This window comes from uncultured Thalassospira sp. (genome assembly GCF_963976115.1).
Classification (GTDB): domain Bacteria; phylum Pseudomonadota; class Alphaproteobacteria; order Rhodospirillales; family Thalassospiraceae; genus Thalassospira.
On record NZ_CAXBJJ010000008.1, the window covers coordinates 276,393 to 294,565 of the forward strand.

14 protein-coding genes are annotated in these 18,173 nt (G+C 54.3%); 9 read left to right on the plus strand and 5 right to left on the minus strand.

Going from position 1 to position 18,173, the window contains the following annotated elements:
- Position 1: 1 nt before the first annotated feature.
- Genes AAC086_RS12840 through AAC086_RS12850 form a run of 3 tightly spaced genes read left to right on the plus strand, consistent with a single transcriptional unit; the run spans position 2 to position 2,866 of the window.
- Positions 2–499: a TRAP transporter small permease gene (locus tag AAC086_RS12840; protein ID WP_339779089.1), complete on the plus strand. Its 498-nt coding sequence runs from the start codon at positions 2–4 to the stop codon at positions 497–499.
- Positions 492–1,883: a TRAP transporter large permease gene (locus AAC086_RS12845; protein WP_339779091.1), complete on the plus strand. Its 1,392-nt coding sequence runs from the start codon at positions 492–494 to the stop codon at positions 1,881–1,883. The genes AAC086_RS12840 and AAC086_RS12845 overlap by 8 nt, the downstream gene beginning before the upstream one ends.
- A 29-nt stretch (positions 1,884–1,912) precedes the next feature.
- Positions 1,913–2,866, plus strand: a complete 954-nt coding sequence (locus tag AAC086_RS12850; RefSeq protein ID WP_339779092.1) for a helix-turn-helix domain-containing protein — start codon at positions 1,913–1,915, stop codon at positions 2,864–2,866.
- A gap of 31 nt (positions 2,867–2,897) precedes the next feature.
- Here the strand turns inward: AAC086_RS12850 and AAC086_RS12855 are convergent, their stop codons facing one another.
- The 3 genes from AAC086_RS12855 to AAC086_RS12865 form a co-directional block, all read right to left on the minus strand.
- Positions 2,898–3,725, minus strand: coding sequence for an ABC transporter permease (locus AAC086_RS12855; protein WP_339779094.1), 828 nt, complete (start codon positions 3,723–3,725; stop codon positions 2,898–2,900).
- The gene (locus AAC086_RS12860; RefSeq protein ID WP_339779095.1) at positions 3,715–4,485 is read right to left on the minus strand and encodes an ABC transporter ATP-binding protein; all 771 of its coding nucleotides are present in this window, start codon (positions 4,483–4,485) and stop codon (positions 3,715–3,717) included. Before AAC086_RS12860 ends, AAC086_RS12855 begins: the two co-directional genes overlap by 11 nt.
- An 88-nt stretch (positions 4,486–4,573) precedes the next feature.
- On the minus strand, positions 4,574–5,629 hold the full coding sequence (locus AAC086_RS12865) for an ABC transporter substrate-binding protein (RefSeq protein WP_339779096.1): 1,056 nt from the start codon (positions 5,627–5,629) through the stop codon (positions 4,574–4,576).
- 325 nt (positions 5,630–5,954) lie between these two features.
- Between AAC086_RS12865 and AAC086_RS12870 the strand changes: the two genes are divergently transcribed.
- Positions 5,955–7,169 carry a TIGR03862 family flavoprotein gene (locus AAC086_RS12870; protein WP_339779098.1) on the plus strand — a complete coding sequence of 405 codons (1,215 nt, stop codon included), beginning with the start codon at positions 5,955–5,957 and terminating at the stop codon, positions 7,167–7,169.
- Between the two features lie 116 nt (positions 7,170–7,285).
- Here AAC086_RS12870 and AAC086_RS12875 read toward each other — a convergent pair whose 3' ends face one another.
- The gene (locus AAC086_RS12875) at positions 7,286–9,205 is read right to left on the minus strand and encodes an alkaline phosphatase PhoX (RefSeq protein ID WP_339779099.1); all 1,920 of its coding nucleotides are present in this window, start codon (positions 9,203–9,205) and stop codon (positions 7,286–7,288) included.
- A 248-nt stretch (positions 9,206–9,453) separates the two neighbouring features.
- Here AAC086_RS12875 and AAC086_RS12880 point away from each other — a divergent pair, with 248 nt between their 5' ends.
- The 5 genes from AAC086_RS12880 (at position 9,454) to AAC086_RS12900 (ending at position 14,548) form a co-directional block, all read left to right on the plus strand.
- Entirely contained in the window at positions 9,454–9,612 is a 159-nt protein-coding gene (locus tag AAC086_RS12880; RefSeq protein WP_339779101.1) for a hypothetical protein, read from the plus strand.
- A gap of 164 nt (positions 9,613–9,776) precedes the next feature.
- A complete protein-coding gene (ade, locus tag AAC086_RS12885; protein ID WP_339779102.1) occupies positions 9,777–11,483 on the plus strand; it encodes an adenine deaminase in 1,707 nt (568 codons plus the stop codon).
- A gap of 361 nt (positions 11,484–11,844) precedes the next feature.
- Complete coding sequence (locus AAC086_RS12890; RefSeq protein ID WP_339779103.1) at positions 11,845–13,227, plus strand: MFS transporter; 1,383 nt, start codon at positions 11,845–11,847, stop codon at positions 13,225–13,227.
- Between the two features lie 84 nt (positions 13,228–13,311).
- Positions 13,312–13,737 carry a MarR family winged helix-turn-helix transcriptional regulator gene (locus AAC086_RS12895; RefSeq protein WP_339779106.1) on the plus strand — a complete coding sequence of 142 codons (426 nt, stop codon included), beginning with the start codon at positions 13,312–13,314 and terminating at the stop codon, positions 13,735–13,737.
- Positions 13,738–13,789: 52 nt separating this feature from the next.
- Complete coding sequence (locus tag AAC086_RS12900; protein WP_339779107.1) at positions 13,790–14,548, plus strand: siderophore-interacting protein; 759 nt, start codon at positions 13,790–13,792, stop codon at positions 14,546–14,548.
- Positions 14,549–14,956: 408 nt separating this feature from the next.
- Here the strand turns inward: AAC086_RS12900 and AAC086_RS12905 are convergent, their stop codons facing one another.
- Positions 14,957–17,665, minus strand: a complete 2,709-nt coding sequence (locus AAC086_RS12905; RefSeq protein WP_339779108.1) for a cation-transporting P-type ATPase — start codon at positions 17,663–17,665, stop codon at positions 14,957–14,959.
- Positions 17,666–18,173 lie beyond the last annotated feature (508 nt).

Below are 18,173 nucleotides of genomic sequence, written 5' to 3' on the forward strand. Positions count from 1 at the left end.
TATGAAACGCCTGTTATATCAATCTGCATCGGGGCTGGCCGTTCTTGGCGGGGTCCTGGCCTTGCTGATTGCCGTGGTAACAATTGTCAATGTGGGTGGCTTTGCCATCGACAAGGTTGCCCGCCTGTTTGGCAGCCATTTCCCGGCCATTCTCGGTTACGAGGATTTCGTTGGCCTCACCGTCAGCTCTGCTGCTTTGATGATGTTCCCCTATTGCCAAACCCGTTACGGCCATGTCGCCGTTGATGTTTTTATGAATTTGTTTCCGTCATGGTTCGGGCGCGTTGTTGACGTTGTATCGTCGACGCTGATGACCGTTCTGGCCGTTTTTCTGGGCTATATGATGGTGCGCGGGTTGCTGGAAGTCCAAAGCGACAATGCGATGTCGGCCATTTTGGGCTGGCAGCTTTGGCCTTTTTACATTCCCGGTATTATTTCGATGTTCCTGTGGGCGCTGATTTGCATGACCCAGATTTTTGAAAGAGAAGCCCATGTCTGAACGCGAACTGATCGGCATTGGCGGACTGGGTGTTTTGTTTTTCCTGCTAGCCCTGCGCATTCCAGTTGGTTTGGCAATGATCGGCGTTGGCATTGGCGGCAACTTTGTGCTCAGCATCTTTTTTCCGTTTTTGCGCTTCGAACCATATTTACAACAATTTAAATCTTTGCTTTGGGGCATTGTTTCTAACTATGAATTGTCCGTTGTACCGCTTTTTGTGCTGATGGGGTATCTTGCCAGCCAGGCCAACCTGTCGCGCGATCTGTTTCAGGGGGTAAATGCCATTCTGGGCCGGTTCCGGGGCGGTGTTGCCATGGCAGCGATTGGGGCCTGTGCCGGTTTTGGCGCTGTTTGCGGATCATCGCTGGCAACGGCATCCACCATGGGCCGGGTGGCGCTGCCCGAATTGCGGCGGTTAAATTATTCACCCCGCCTGGCAACCGGGACACTGGCCGCAGGCGGCACATTGGGCATTCTCATCCCCCCGTCCGTTGCACTGGTCATTTACGCCGTCACGGTCGAAGCATCGATCATTCAGATGTTTCAGGCCGCCATCATCCCTGGCCTGATCGCAGTTGTGTTTTTCATGCTGGTGATTGCCATTCAGGTCCGTTTAAAGCCCGAACTGGCCCCGATTGCGGCCCCAATGCCCCCAGCCGAGCGCAAACAGGCCCTGTTGCGCCTGATCCCGGTCATGTCAATTTTCGGGGCGATTATTTTAGGGCTGGGTGCGGGCTTATTTACCCCGACACCCGCCGCTGGCGTCGGTGTTTTTGCCATTCTGGCCTATGGCTTGTTCATGCATTGGCGTGGCAAAGAAGGGCTTAGCCTGACCGGGTTAAAACAGGCGCTGCGCGATACGTCTGTCACCAGTTCGATGATTTTTTTCATCCTGCTGGGGGCCGAAGTTCTGAAAGGTTTTTTCAGCCGTGCCGGCCTGCCCGCCTTCATGGCCGATGCCGCCGCCCATAGCGGGCTGGACCCGTGGCTGGTCATGGTGCTGATGCTGTTCGCCCTGATTGTGCTGGGCTGCTTCATGGAAAGCCTTTCCATGATTGTGGTGGTTATTCCGTTTTTCTGGCCGGCACTGGTTAACATCAATGGCGGCGATTTTGCCACAGCGGCCACCGCCGCCTATGGCATGGGGGCAGAAGACCTTAAAATCTGGTTCGGTATTTTGGCCCTGATTGTCGTGGAACTGGGCCTGATCACGCCGCCGGTGGGGTTAAATGTGTTTATCATTAACGCACTGGCCGATGGTGTGCCCATGAGTCAGACTTTCCGGGGGGTGATGCCGTTTTTTGCCGCCGAAATCGTGCGGATTAGCCTGATTATCTTTATTCCGGCGCTAACATTGCTGGTTCCCACACTGTTAGGTGGGTAAACAGCTAAAAATGCGAAGCTGAATGAACAATGATTGCAACGCGAGAAACAATTCCGGTTTATCGGCTTTATGGCGAAAACATCGCCATGAATGGCAATGCGATACAGGAACCGGAGTTTTTCCATCTGGAATCCATTCCGTCGCGCTCGCGCCTGCATGACATGCATATTCAGCCCCACCGCCACGCCAACCTGTTTCAGTTGCTTTATATTACCCGGGGACAGGCCGGGATCGAATTTGACGACCGGCAATTCACCATCGGCCCGCAAACCATGCTAACCGTGCCCCCCGGCACCGTACATGGCTTTCGCTTTAGCCGCGATATTGATGGTTGGGTTATTTCCTTAACCGATGATCATGTGCGCGAAATTCTGGCAATGGTGCCTCGGCTAAACAGTTGCCTGGATGTGCCGCTATGCGTGCCAATTACCCAGCCGAGTACCCATTCACCACAGGGCACCAACCAACCCGATCCTCTTCACCTGGCGCATATGACCGACCCGCCCCGTGCCGATTTTCTGATCCGCCAACTGGTGGCCGAATATCACGGGCATTCCATTGGCAGACTGTTTGCATTGCGCAATATTATCGGATTGTTATTGCTTGAATTTGGCCGCCATGGCGACCTTCACCGCGACGGGCGCCTGTCGCGACAAGAGCAGAAAAACGCCAAATTTCGCAAGTTTCAAAACCAGCTTGAAACCCAGTACCGCCAGCATCGTCCGCTGGATTATTACGCCCGCGATCTTGGCATAACAACAACCCAGCTTAACCGCATCAGCAAGGATGTTGTCGAAATGACCGCGATTGAAGTGGTTCATAACCGACTGGTGTTAGAGGCCAAACGCATCCTGATTTACACCGATATCCATATTCAGCAAATCGCCGACGAATTGGGCTATCAGGATGCCGGATATTTTTCGCGGTTTTTTACCAAAAAGGCGGGGATGTCCCCCGCCCGTTTTCGCGCGCTTTACCGCTAGGTTTTTAGCGCAAATGCCAAGGGCGCTCACGTCACCGCCAGCCCAGCAACCATTTATCCAACCGCCCCAACAGCCACGATATTGTAAGCCCGAATACCGACAGCACCACCACACCGGCAATCAACTGGTCGGTCTGGTATAAGCTGCCTGCGGAGAGGATCAGCGCGCCAATACCATATTGCGCCCCGATCATTTCAGCCGCGACCAGCAAAATAATGGCGATGGACGATGAAATGCGAAAGCCCGACAGGATGGTAGGTAACGCGCCGGGCAAAATGATTTTGCGCACAATCGACCAGGTCGACAGATCAAAACTTTGCCCCATACGGATCAAATTGCGCGCCACATTATCAACCCCGCCAAAGGTATTGATCACGGTGGGGAAAAACACCCCAAAACCAATGGTGGCAAATTTGGATGGCTCGCCAATGCCAAACCAGATGATAAACAGCGGTAATAACGCAATTTTGGGGATAGGAAACAGGGCCGAAACCAGCGCCACACCGGGCGACCGCGCCCAGGAAAACATACCCACCAAAAACCCAACCACAAGCCCGGCCACCGTGCCCAGCACCCAGCCCACCGCCAGACGCTGACCCGAGGCGGCCAAATGCACCCACAATTCACCACTGACAATTAACTGCCACAGCGATTTGCTGACCGCAACCGGGCTGGGCATGGCAAGTTCGCTGATAAACCCGGTACTGCACCCGATTTGCCACAAAATGATCAGCACCACGAAACTGCCCCACGCCGCAAGCGGATGGGACCGCGGGTTAAAGCCAACAGCGCGAAACCGAACCGGCTGTTTTTCCATTTCCATATCGGATTTTGCAGCAGACAATTGATCAGACGACATTTTCAAGTTCCTTGTCAGCGGCAATGGCTTCATCGCGGATCAGTTCCCAAAGCGATGTTTCATGCGCCACCATTAACGGATCACCTTCATGGCGCTGGTCTATCGGCACATCAATGGTGTGAATTTCCTTGATTGTGCCGGGGCGACGGCGCAGTGCCACCACCCGGTGCGCCAGCCGGACGGCCTCGTTCAAATTGTGGGTCACATAAACTGCTGTCATGCCGGTACGGGCAAACAGGGCCGAAAATTCATCTAACAGCAAAATGCGGATCTGGGCATCAAGGGCAGATAACGGCTCGTCCATCAGCAAAACAGCCGGGCGCACCGCAAGGGCACGGGCAATGCCAACGCGCTGTTTCATCCCGCCGGAAAGTTGCTTGGGATAGGCATTGCGAAAATCGCTCAGGCCGGTTTGCTCTAACACTTCATCAATGCGGGCGGTGCGTTCGGCCTTGCTTAATTTATGGTCTTCCAGCACCAGGCTGATATTGCCTGCCACACTGCGCCACGGCAACAAGGCGAAATCCTGAAACACATAGGTCAGCGGGTTCAAACATCCGTCTGGCACCAGGCCACTGGCGGTAATTTGCCCTTTTCCGGGTTGTAATAAACCGCCAATAATGCTCAGCAAGGTTGACTTGCCACAGCCCGACGGCCCGATCAGGGCAACAATTTCGCCCGGCTCAATCGTCAGGTTTATATCGCGCAAGGCTTCGACCTGGTCGTAGCAATGGCTCACACCGGAAATTTCCAGCCGCATAACCGGCCCTCTTTTATCTGATCGTAAAATGAAAAATAAATAGACCGGCCCGATAATCGAACCGGTCTAAAATCACGCCAAGGCAACCTTATTTTACCTCAAGCGGCGGAATAAAGCTGGTATCGATGAAATCATCCGGGTTGGCATCTTTCGATACATAGCCCCGGTCCTGATACCATTTGACCTGCTTTTTTACGTCAGCAACATCCAGTCTGGCATCTTCGGTAATAAACATCGCGCCATTGCGAATTTTCGGAAATGCTTTTTCTTCCGGGTCTTCGGCATAGACATATTTATGAACGATTTTCAAAATTTCGTCGGTGGTATCAGACTTCACCAGTTTGCCATTGTCATCGGTCGCCAGCAAAGCGGCCCGGTAATCGGCAACGCCTTTTTGATAGGCGGCAACAAAATGCGCCACCACATCACGGCGTTCTTCAACATTGCGCGCCGATGTAAACAAGCCGCCAACCTGATAAGGCACATAATCATTCACCCAGCCAATGATATGCGCGGCACCGGCATTGGCCAGCGGCTTGGCAATATGGGGCACAATGATCATGCTGTCGACCTGCCCGGTTTTTAACGCGCCAATCATGTTTGGCACCGCCTGAAGCGGCTTTAATTCCATGCTGGCAAGGTCAAACCCGGCCTTTTCGGCGACATTGCCAATCATGTAATGAAAGCTCGACCCCACCTGGCTGAGGGCAAAGCTGTGCCCGGCAAGCTGTTCAACCTTGGTCAAACCGGCATCATAGGCCTTGTTTGAAACCAGAATGGCCGACCCGTCATATCCCGGCTCTTCATGCAATTGCGCGCCAATAACCTTAAGTGCCCCTTTGGCTGCCAGGTTAAAAAACCCGCCGGTAAAGGCAGTAACGCCAAAATCGGCATCGCCCGATGCAATGGCAACCGAAACCGGCTGGGCCGCGCGGAAAAATGTCAGTTCCGCATCCAGCCCTTCATCGGCGAAATAGCCCTTCTCCTTGGCAATAAACAACGGCGCGCTTGACACAAAGGCCAGCGTGGCGATGTTGATTTTTTCCGCTGCATGGGCAATGCCAACAAGGGCTGTTGACAGGGTGGCAACCGTGGCAACCGCCATGGCCCCACGGACAACACGGCTGATCCGGGATGTGAACATTTTTTCCTCCGCATATGTTTTTTGATTAATGGGTCGTTTGTTTCCGCCAGTCCCCGCCGGAAATACCCCAAGCCCCATAAAATACCAAATTGAATTGCCGAACTGGCACTGGAATTTTGTTATACGAATTAGCCTCGAATTGCCAATGTTTGGCGCATTATGGCGCAAATTTAATGGTTTCCACCCACCCAGGCGCGATCAGGGAAGGTGGCTACATGACGTCAGGGTGGTATTGCCCGGCCTGCTTTGCGTGCGATCAATTGCCAAACCGGCACGAAACCGTCATAACCGCCCAAGGTTTCTTCATCGCCCAAAGGCTTGTTAAATGCCCCATATCACCACAGCCGATACAAACGCCCCCACCACCGCCAAAACCGCCATCGTTATTGGTGCCGGTCCTGCCGGGTTGATGGCGGCAGAAAGGCTGGCCGGTGCCGGGCATAACATCATAATTTACGAAGCCATGCCCAGTGCCGGGCGCAAGTTTTTAATGGCCGGTAAATCCGGCCTTAACATCACCCACAGTGAAGACATGGAAACGTTTTTGTCACGCTATGGCACATCGCGCGCCCGGCTGGGACCGCATTTGCGCGCATTTGGCCCCGCCGAAATTCGGGCTTGGTGCGAAGGGCTGGGTGTTGAAACCTTTGTCGGCTCCAGCGGCCGGGTTTTTCCAAAAGTCATGAAAGCCAGCCCGCTTTTGCGCGCCTGGCTGCGTCGTTTGGCCGATCTTGGCTGCACCATTCATTACCGCCACAAATGGACCGGCTGGGATGTCAATGACCATGCTGTTTTCAGCACGCCAGATGGCACCGTCACCACAAAGGCCGACATCACCATATTGGCCCTTGGCGGTGGTAGCTGGAAAAAGCTGGGCTCAAACGGCGCATGGATGAAAATCCTGACTGATGCCGGTATTGCCTGCAACCCGTTCAAACCGGCCAATTGCGGGTTTGACGTGCGCTGGACCGATCATTTAATTGAAAAATGCGCCGGTAGCCCGGTAAAAGCCGTGACGCTAACCTGCGAGGGTCAAACCGTACGCGGCGAATTTGTTATTGCCAAAACCGGGATCGAAGGCAGTGCCGTTTATGCGGTTTCCGCCACACTGCGCGATACCTGGCTGCAAACCGGCAGCGCAACTCTAACACTGGACCTCACCCCGGACCGCGACCTTGCCGACGTCACCGCCCGCCTTGCCAAACCGCGCGGCAAAAATTCGCTGGGCAACCATTTGCGCAAAGCCCTGGGGCTGGACGCCACCAAAATCGCCCTGATCTTTGAAGTCACCCCGCGCGAGGTTCTGAACGACCCGGCCAAACTGGCAAGCGCCATAAAATCCCTGCCCCTCCCCATCGCCCGCCCCCGCCCGCTCGACGAAGCAATTAGCACCGCTGGCGGTGTGGCGTGGAAAGAACTGGACGACAATTTACAGCTTGTCAAACGCCCCGGCACCTATTGCCTCGGCGAAATGGTCGATTGGGAAGCACCGACGGGGGGATATTTGTTGAGTGGGTGTTTGAGCGTAAACACCCTGTAAACTTGCTGGTCACAAACCGGGAAACCGGCCTTACAAACAAAAACGGCTGGCAAAGCCGATTGTGAGAGGCAAAACGCCCCACAAACCGGCCTTGCCAGCCATCCTAAATTCAGGTCTTAACCTTCCACAGGAATACCGTGGATATAGCCAACGCCACCGGCAAAACGGCCGCGGTAATTGGCGTCAATTAACGGCGCAAGTTCGGCTTTAACCTTGTCATGCAGGCCTTTTTCCCAGTCACCTGGGTGCTGGAAGTTGCTCATGATGTAGGCAAAGCCGTTCATGTCATCAACCGCGTGCAAACCGGTTGATTCCGCACCGGCCGGGCACGACAGGATACGCGACAGTTTTTTGGTGTCGACGTTATAGGCCCACAGGAAGTTATTGACATGGTTGCCGCTGTCTTCACCGACAAACAAGGTCCGCATTTTTTCGGAGAATTTGATGTTGTCGGGGTTAGCGATGAAGTTGACATCGGCGGTGTTGCCGATGGCATCGGGGGTGGCAAGATCGTGGCCCACCAGTTCAGGCACGGCGGCCATGTGAACCGGCACCCAGTCACTGTCAATTGCGTTGCCGTCGGTATCAACCTGGCCGCCGGTCATCGGCCAGGCGTAAACTGCACCGGCTTTGATCTGGTCAACCTTGATCGGGTTTTTGCCGTCGCTCATGGATTTATAGATATAGGACATGGCCGAATAACCGATTTTGTCCTTGGCGTTAACCGTGGTGCCTTCCATTTTGGTGAAAGCAAGCGTTCCGCCCATAAGCGGGGCATAACGGTGCGTTTCAAGGTAAGCTGCGGCTTTTTCCATACCCGGTTTGATGCGAACCCATTCTTCCTTGCCACTGATACGAATTTTATGGAAGGTTTCATCTTTCGGGTCTTCACGGGCAACATCAAGGATGTCGGCGTGGGTCAGCTTGTCGGCCAGGGCCTTGATTTCGTCGCTGGTTGCATGGCCCAGCAAAACCCATTTCAGGTCAAACTTGCCGCCTTTATCAAGGTCAACACCTTCGCGCTGCGCCACATTGGCAACGTAAAGTTTACCTGACGACAGATCGGTCGGTTTATCGGCGATGAACATGAACAAGCCGCTATTGGTGGCATCATCGCCCATCAGGGTCGTGCGCTGGTCGGGCATGACCTGTACCAGTTCGTGCGAAATACGGCCAAGGCAGAAATGCTTTTTGATTTCACCTGAACCATCAGCCTTTACCACCACTTCAGGCAGGTGCCCGTAGTGATAGGGATTGGCTTTTTTCGGGTCGCCATACAGGCTTTGGCTATAGGCCTGAAATTCTTCGGACGATGCTGCCGTGGTGGCATCGGGTTCGTATTCTTCGCTCGACAAATGGGTGTTCCACGGCGACAGGCTGGCGGCACAGGTAATCCACAGGCCATGCACCTTGCTGGTATTGACCGGATGATAATGAACCAGGCTCAATTCGCCGGTTTTCGGGTTCTGGTCAAAGGTCAGAACGGCAATCGGCGATGGCAGTTTGCCATACATGTCGGTGCCATCAAAAGCGCGCGAGGTATATTCAAACTGAACCACGGCAAAAACAGTATTGCCCTTAACACCCGGCACTTTGGCGCCATCAAGTTTGATCAGGCTGTAACCATCGGGGCAATCTGAAAAGAACTGGCGTTTGTCTGGCGAGGACTGATCAATAATCGGTTTGTTATTGATGTCGCGGTAGCCCCCGGCAACAATCTTTCCACCCTTGCCATCCGAAACTTCATCACCGGTAATGAATAGCGGCTTGTATGCCAGCTTGAAGGCTTGTGTTGCACCATTTTCATAGGTTGCAACAATGCCGGATTTTACGGTGGTGGTTGCACGTTCTGCGTCACTCATCGGCGCGTCCATGCCAACAAATTCAACAGATTTAACGCGATTATTGCTGGTGGCGGCGAATGCGCTTGTGCCACCAATCATTGTCAAAGCCGATGTTTCAAGCAATGGCAGCAATGGTGCGCCCGCAAGAAGACCAAGCAACGAACGGCGGGAAATGCCGGTTGGGCTATTCATGTCTGTAATCCTTGAATAACGAACTGAAGAGTGTGCCGAGAAGATAAAACCGGGAAGATAAAGACCCCGAAAAACCACCCGAGAAGCCCCAGAACAGGGACAGGCAGTGAGCAGAGTTTACCGGCACCCTATGACCGTTTGATAAAACTTTAATGTCATTCCAAAGAACAATAAGGCTAAGCGGTTCGGATGCGCAGACGACGCGTCGTGGTGGCAAGGCCCGACCAGCCCCAAAATGGTATCGGCCGATGCAAGTTGCGCCGATCAGCGAAGGGGAACTCCACCACGCTTTCTCGTCGCTGGCCACCCGGCTGGATGTTACCGTGCCGCCCCTCACCATCTTGCATGGCCTGCCGCGCGAAACCGATTTTAAAAGGCGCCGAATTCGCATCGAAACCAGCGATTAACTATACCGGCGGGCGGACAGAAAATGACGGGCCTCGGTGCTATAAAACACATAAAATAGTCGCCCCCTTGCGGCGGATCGTCTAATGCTGTCCCATATAAGACAGAATTCATTTTGGCGGTGCGACAATCCAGGTCCCCGTCACAAGAACCAAAGGACAGTGCAATGGACCATTCCCAACTTTCGAAATGCATTCTTGCCGGTCAGGGCAAGGTCCCGGCGGATATTGTTATTCGCAATGTTGGTTTGCTTGATGTCATGACCGGGGCGGTAACCGTTACCGATATCGCTATTGTCGGTGACCGCATTGTCGGTACTCACGCATCTTACCGCGGGGATATCGAAATTGATGGCAGCGGGCGTTTTGCCGCACCGGGCTTTATCGACACCCATTTGCATATCGAAAGCTCGCTGGTCACCCCACTGGAATTTGACCGCTGCGTGTTGCCGCACGGCGTCACCACCGTTTTGTGCGACCCGCACGAAATTGCCAATGTGCTTGGCGCGCCGGGCATCAAATATTTTCTGGATAGTGCCGAACGCGCGATTATGGATATTCGCGTGAACCTGTCGTCCTGCGTGCCAGCCACATCCTTTGAAACATCCGGCGCGCAGCTTGAAATTGATGATCTGTTGCCGTTTCGCAGCCACTCCAAAGTGGTCGGTCTGGCCGAGGTGATGAATTATCCCGGCGTGCTTAATCTGGACCCCGGAATCATGGCAAAGCTTTTGGCTTTTCAAGACGGGCATATGGATGGTCATGCGCCGTTGGTGCGCGGCACGGCCCTTAACGGTTATATGGCGGCCGGTATTCGCACCGATCACGAAGCCACTTCTGCCGACGAAGCCCGTGAAAAACTGGCAAAAGGCATGGCCATCCTGATCCGCGAGGGCTCAGTCTCCAAGGATCTGGACGCCTTGGCCGAAATTCTCGATGAAAACACGTCAAGCTTCGTCGCCCTGTGCACCGACGACCGTAACCCGCTTGATATCGCCGAGGAAGGCCATCTTGATGCCCTGATCCGCCGCCTGATCGCCAAGGGGCGGCCTTTGCACCATGTCTATCGGGCGGCATCGCATTCAGCGGCGCGCATTTTCGGCCTTAAGGATCGCGGCTTGATCGGCCCGGGCTGGCGGGCAGATATTGTTTTGCTTGATAGCCTGGAAGAGTGCACCGTTAGCGACGTTTTCGCCGGTGGCAAACGGGTCACACCCGAATTATTCGCCGCCCGCGAGCTCGTCCCCGCCGTGGGGCTGACGTCAATGAAGGCAAAGCCGGTAACGGCGGATGCCTTTATCTGTGCGCCCAAACCGGGCCAGAACCAAACCCCGGTGATTGGCGTTAAACCCGGCCTGATCCTGACCTTCCGCGAAGAAGCGACACTGGAAGTTTCACAAAACGGCCTGATGCCGGACCTTGAACGCGACGTCATCAAAGTTGCCGTCATTGAACGCCACGGCAAAAACGGTAATATCGGCCGCAGTTTTGTTACCGGTTTTGGCTTGAAAAAAGGCGCTATCGCCTCGTCTGTCGGCCATGACAGCCACAACATTACCGTGGTCGGTGCCGATGACGATGACATGGCCCTGGCGGTAAACCGCCTGATCGAAATGGGCGGCGGTTTTGCCGTGGCCGAGGATGGCAAAATCACCGCAGACCTGGCCCTGCCCATTGCCGGATTAATGAGCGAAAAACCCTTTGAAACCATCGCAACCGATCTCGAACATTTGCGCAATGCCGCCAAATCGCTTGATTGCGTGCTGCCCGAACCGTTCCTTCAGGTTGCGTTTTTGGCTCTGCCCGTAATCCCGCATTTAAAAATGACGGACCGGGGCCTGTTCGACGTCGACAAATTCGATTTCGTCAATTAATTCCGGCCCAATATCGGCCCAATATCGGTCCAAGACCAGCACAACGCATCACACCCCGGCATATAAATGTCGGGGTGTCTGTGTGTTTTCACCTCAGCGGACATCAAAATACCCCTCCAACACACTGAGAATGAATAACATTCACAAAAATCATCAATTAAGAACTATAATCATTGACTTTATCAACCATTTTTCCTACTAGTTGACTATATCAACAACATTCACCACCAACCCTCTGTATCAAGACGAAACCCGACATGTCGATCGGGGTTTACCCCGGCAACAGCCCTTTGCTTTTAGGCGTCACCCCGAAAACACATCTGGCAGCACCACATCTTTGCGCCGTTTCAGGAAATTTCGCATGACAAAACCGCCGGTCATCCATGAAGATGGATTGCCCCAGCCCCAGCGCACCCTGGCCTTTCTCACCATCTCGATTGCCGTGATGATGGCGGTGCTTGATGGTGCCATCATGAATGTGGCCCTGCCCACCATCGCCCATGACCAGCAGGTCAGCCCGGCCCACGCGATCTGGGTGGTAACAGCCTATCAATTGGCCGTGGTGGTCGCCCTGTTGCCGCTTGCCGCCCTTGGCGAGGCCATCGGTTTTCGCAAAATCAACCTTGCCGGGTTGGTGGTGTTTTGCATCGCCTCCATCCTGTGCGCCTATTCCCCCACCATTGAAATCCTGACATTCGCCCGCTTGCTTCAGGGCCTTGGCGGGGCGGCCCTCATGAGCATTAACGCGGCCCTTGTCCGCCATATCATGCCGATTAATCAACTGGGTAAGGGGATCAGCCATGTTGCCATGGTCGTTGCCATATCGGCAGCCGCTGGGCCATCGATTGCATCGGCCATTCTGGCAATTTCAAGCTGGCACTGGCTGTTTCTGATCAATGTGCCATTGTCGATTGCCGCCTTTGGCATGGGTTATTTCACCCTGCCTTACAACAAACTCAATCAGACCCGCTTTGACATTGGCAGTGCCATTCTCAATGTCCTTAGCTTCGGCTTTCTGATCTCTGCCCTTGGCAGCATCGGCACCAGCAATAATACCCTGCTGATTGCCGGGCAATTTGCCATTGCGATTATCGCCGGTATTTTTCTCGCCCGTCGCCAGCTCTCGCGCCCTAATCCTCTTTTGCCGATTGACCTTCTGAAACGCCCGGTCTTTGCAGGCTCGATCATTTCCTCGATCTGCGGCTTTAATGCCCAGTTTATCGCCTTTGTCTCGCTGCCCTTCTACTTTCACGATGTCATTGGCTATAGTGCGGTCAAAACCGGCATGTTGCTTACGCCGTGGCCGGTGGCAACCGCCTTGATGGCACCTCTGGCAGGCAAACTTGCCGATAAATATTCTGCGGCCCCGTTTACCGCTCTTGGCATGACAATTTTTGCCATTGGCCTTGGTGCAACCGTCTGGTTCCCCAGCGAAGCCGGTAATTATACCGTCATTATTGCCCTTATGATCTGCGGTGCCGGGTTCTCCCTGTTTCAAGCGCCCAATAACCGCATCATGCTCACCAGTGCCCCGCGTGAACGTAGTGGTGCCGCCAGCGGCCTGCTCTCGACCGCCCGCCTGCTTGGGCAATCCAGCGGGGCGGCATTGGCCGCTATCCTGATATCCTATAGCACCGAATTTAATCTGGCCCTTCTAATGTATAGCGCCGCGGGCTTTGCCCTGATCTCGGCCTGCATCAGTGCCATTCGCAACCGCGCCTGGCAGGTTGGCATCATTTCATAATAATGCCGCCCCTTCTGCCCCGCCCCGGTGGCATTGACGCCGCCAGGACCAATGACTACCTCGCAATGACAACGGAGCCTTCACATGCCCGAAAGCACGATTGGCGAAACCCTGCATACCCTGCTGCATGCTTATAAACGTGCCTTGCGGCAGGCCTATCATCAGGCAGAAATTCCGCTTGCCATTTCGCATATCCGAACATTAAAGGGCATTAATGCCATTGCCAACTGCACACCCCTTGCCCTGTCATCACGCACCAAACGCGACAAAGGCCAGGTGACCCGCCTGATCAAGGATCTGCTGGCCGACCAGCTCATTGAAAAACATTCGCACCCCGGTGACAAACGCAGCAACATCCTGCATCTGACCCCGGCGGGACACCAAATGATCACGCGAATCAAAGAGATCGAAGAAATCGCCGCCTCGCGCATGGCGATCGGCCTCACCCCCGATGAGATCGCCGATTTTAACCGCCTTGCCAACATCATGAGCGCCAATCTGGCGGAATAAACCGCAAATCTGGCTGCAGACCGAAAACCCGATATCCAAACAGGAGACCACAATGCCCACCCCAGCAAGACCAGCCCCCCGGCAGTTTGAGGTGATCCGTAAATCCAGCATCACACCAAACATGCTGCGCCTCACTCTGGGCGGTGACGGTATGAACACCTTCCCCGATGACCAACCCAGCGCCTATGTCAAACTGATGTTTGATCATCCGGGCCAGGAAAAACCCATGCGCCGCACCTATACAATACGTGCCCAGCGCGAAACTGAAATCGACATCGATTTTGTCCTGCATGAAGATGGTGGCCCGGCCTCAAGCTGGGCAATTGATTGCCAACCGGGCGATAAAATCACCATCGGCGGCCCCGGACCCAAAAAACTGGTCGATGACGCGGCCGACTGGGTCCTGATTGTTGGCGACATGACAGCCCTGCCAGCCATGTCGGTTAATCTCGAACAACTCCCGCAAACAGCGCGTGGCTATGCCATCATCGAGGTGCTAAGCGAAGCCGACATCCAGCCGCTGCGCAAACCCCAACACATCACCGTCCATTGGGTCATCAATCCCCATCCCGGCAAGAACAGCAACGCCCTGCTCAATGTCGTCACCGCCCTCGACTGGCCCGAAGGCAAACCCTCAATCTGGGCCGCGTGCGAATTCACCGGCATGCAAAAACTCCGCCACCACTTCCGCAATGAACGCGCCATAGACAAACGCGAAATGTACATTTCCAGCTATTGGAAACTCGGCGCGAACGAAGAAACGCACAAATCGGTCAAGCGGGATGATGCGGAGAGGGAGGAGGCTGCATAAGGCAGTTTCTTTAAAATTAAGGCTCTCTGTGCGTTAAAAAACTTTTGGGTTTTTATATCTTCTGCTTCTTTTCCCACCGCAAACTTTGCGTCGAAGACCTAAAGCCAGTTCGGTTTTCAACGCATTTAGCCGTAACAGTGCAACCGAAAATTAAACTGTTCAATCAGTCAGACAGAATGACGAATGACTTCTGCGTCATTCTGTCTGACATGCTCTAAAGATACAGTCCGGCTCGTGTTTTGAGTCTGACACATCCGACCTGTTTCCCCCGATTTTAGCGAGTTTTCTGAACGCGCGGCGTTCGCGGGTAAGGATGTCTTTAGCAGTTTTGGTCCACCTGAAGGGCTTGGGCGGCTCACCCTTTGGGGTTCCAGGCCGCGTTGATAGCACAGCGCACTGCCTTTATGCCTATTGTTTACCGGCCCGACTGAATATCAGTCGCAACTGTTTTTCCACCTCGACAAGGGCAAAAAACATCGCACCGATCGCCACAATAAGAAGGCCATCCCAAAACGGTACTGCCTGTGTCCCGAAAACCGTCTGAAGGGGAGGGAAATAGGTAATGGCGAATTGTGCCGCACTCACAACCATTACAGTGCTCCATACCACCGGCGTTCCTTTTATCACATCCCAGGTCAGCGAGGTCCCATATATGTTGCGCACAAAAAACAGGTGAAAAACCTCCAATACCACCAGGGTATTCACCGCCATTGTCCGGGCCAGTTCCGGCGCATAACCCTTGTCGATCCCGTGAGCATAAATCCCGAAAACGGCAAAAACGAAAAGCACCGAAACCAGGACAACATGCCAGATCAATTCTCCGGTCAGGATTGGTGCATTTCGGGGGCGCGGCGGCCGTCGCATGGTGTGTTTTTCTGTCGGCTCAAAAGCCAGTGCCAGGCCAAGCGTAATGGCGGTAATAAGGTTTACCCAAAGTATTTGAACCGCGGTAACTGGCAAAGCCATGCCAAGAAACAATGCAATAATAATGGTCAGGGCTTCGCCGGCATTGGTCGGCAAGGTCCAGCTAATGACTTTTTTGATATTGTCATAAACGGTGCGCCCCTCGCGTACCGCCGCAACAATCGAGGCAAAATTGTCGTCCGCAAGCACCAGTTCGGCGGCCTCCTTGGCAGCTTCGCTGCCTTTTTGCCCCATGGCGATACCGGCATCAGCACGTTTTAGCGCCGGTGCATCATTCACCCCGTCCCCGGTCATTGCCACGGTAAGGCCGTGGGCCTGAAGCGCCATCACCAGACGCAGCTTGTGGGCAGGGTTGGTACGGGCGAAAATGTCGGTCGCGACAACGCTTGCGGCAAGGTGTGCATCATCCATCGCATCCATATCCGCCCCGGTCAGAACCCGTTCCACATTCTTCAATCCCACCTGCCGACCTATGGCGCGGGCTGTACCAGCGTGATCACCGGTAATCATTTTCACCCGGATACCGGCTTCATGGCATTGGGCAACGGCGGCAATTGCCTCGTCCCGGGGTGGGTCGATCAGACCGACAAGACCGATCAGGGTCATTTGACGATCAAGATCTGCGATATTTAAAATGATATGTGCTTGCGGTACGGCCTGTGTGGCCAAGGCAAGCACACGTTGGCCCTGTGACGCGATGGTTTCAATCTGTGCCTGCCAATATTCCACATCAAGCGGCTGCGTCCCGCCGTCAGGCGCACGCTGATCACTGCACATCTGAATAATGCGTTCAGGTGCCCCTTTCATATTGATGCAAGCATGTCCTTCATGATCATGAAGCAGCACAGCCATGTAACGATGGCTGGCATCAAACGGGACCGTATCGGTACGAGTCCATGTCGCAAGTGCTTGCGTTTCCTCACCCAGTATTCTGGCGGCAAGGACCTGTAATGCCCCTTCCATCGGGTCACCCTCAACCTGCCAGCCCGTCTCACGGGCGTGTAACACCGCGTCGTTGCACAAAGCCGCCACCTGGGCAATCTCGAATAAAACCGGCTCAAGGCCGATCATCTGTTCCGCTCCGTCCCGCCGGATCTTTCCTTCCGGCGCATAACCAGCACCTTCAACCCGGTAAATCCGGCTGCCGATCACGACGGTTGCCACCATCATTTCGTTGCGGGTAAGTGTTCCGGTTTTATCGCTACAGATCACCGAAACCGAACCAAGCGTTTCAATAGCAGGCAAACGACGGACAATGACATTGCGCCGGGCCATGGCCTGCACCCCAATGGCAAGCGTGATTGTCAGAACAGCGGGCAAGCCTTCGGGGATGGCCGCAACCGAGAGACCGACGACCGCCATAAACAGTTCCGCAAAGGCAGCATGGCCGACAAAATAACCATAGCCCAGCAGGATGCTGGCAATAAGTAAAATGAAAATGGTCAGCCAGCGGGCAAAGGCATCCATCTGGCGAACCAGTGGCGTTGTCAATGTCTCGACCTGGGATAACATACCGCTGATACGGCCAATCTCCGTTGCACTTCCGGTTGCAACAACAACGCCCCGCCCGACCCCGGCGGCAACCAGCGTGCCGCTATAGGCCATACAGGTTCGATCCCCCAAAACAGCATCCCGGGCTACCGGTGCCGTCGTTTTTTCCACCGGCACCGACTCACCCGTGATGATAGCCTCTTCAATGCGAAGGCCACTCACCTCAAACAGGCGTAAATCGGCGGGCACCTTCTCGCCAGCTTCAAGCAAAACAATGTCACCAGGGACGATCTCGGCACTGTCAACACTTACCCTGCGATTATTGCGCAGCACCGAACTATGGGGGCTTAGCATCTGGCGGATAGCCTCCATTGCCTGTTCGGCACGCCCTTCCTGAACAAAGCCTATAATGGCATTGGCAATAATCACGGCCAGGATAACGCCAGTATCAATATAATGCCCAAGACTGGCGGTAATGATCGCCGAGCCAATCAGAACGTAAATCAGAACATTATGAAAATGCGCACAGAACCGTAAAACGGGGTTGTGCTTTACCGGGGCTGGCAACCGGTTGGGACCAAGATCTTCAAGCCGCGCGACCGCCTCCGCATCGCTCAGCCCCGCAGCAGTTGCCCCAACAGCAGCAAAACTTTCCGATGATGTACAGACATGATGAAGGATCGTTTGCTTAACCTGGTCCATAGGCGCGGCCTCCATAGCACGAACATTACCGGTTGTGCCATTTTCCAGTTGCAGAAAAAAAACCCGGCAATTCCAAACAACCTTGCGCCATTTCACAAAAAATCACCCAAAAACCGTCTGGTCGTGACCCTGCTTCCATGCCTTGTCGCGTGTTTACACATGCATTCTACACCATATTTTGTTGTTTTTTCACCTGCTCACAAACATCTTTTACTCTTTTTGCATGTATCGCACAAACGACTGTCCATACAAACCGGGCCGATCATGGAGGATTGGTTTGACGTGACCCGGGACATCGTCGAGACTCTCATGCGCATCCTCGCCCTGATGTGATCCGACCCCGCTCGCTGTCGCCAGATACTTCGGAACCATAATCGTTCAAACCGATGGCTCCCCGGCAGGGCCATTCCAACGGCTTTTATGGCTGCGAAGGCCTTCGGGCTGGTGATCGCCTGACCTTCCCCCCGGAACAGTCTCACTTACAGGGTGAGTGGTTTCGTTGATACTT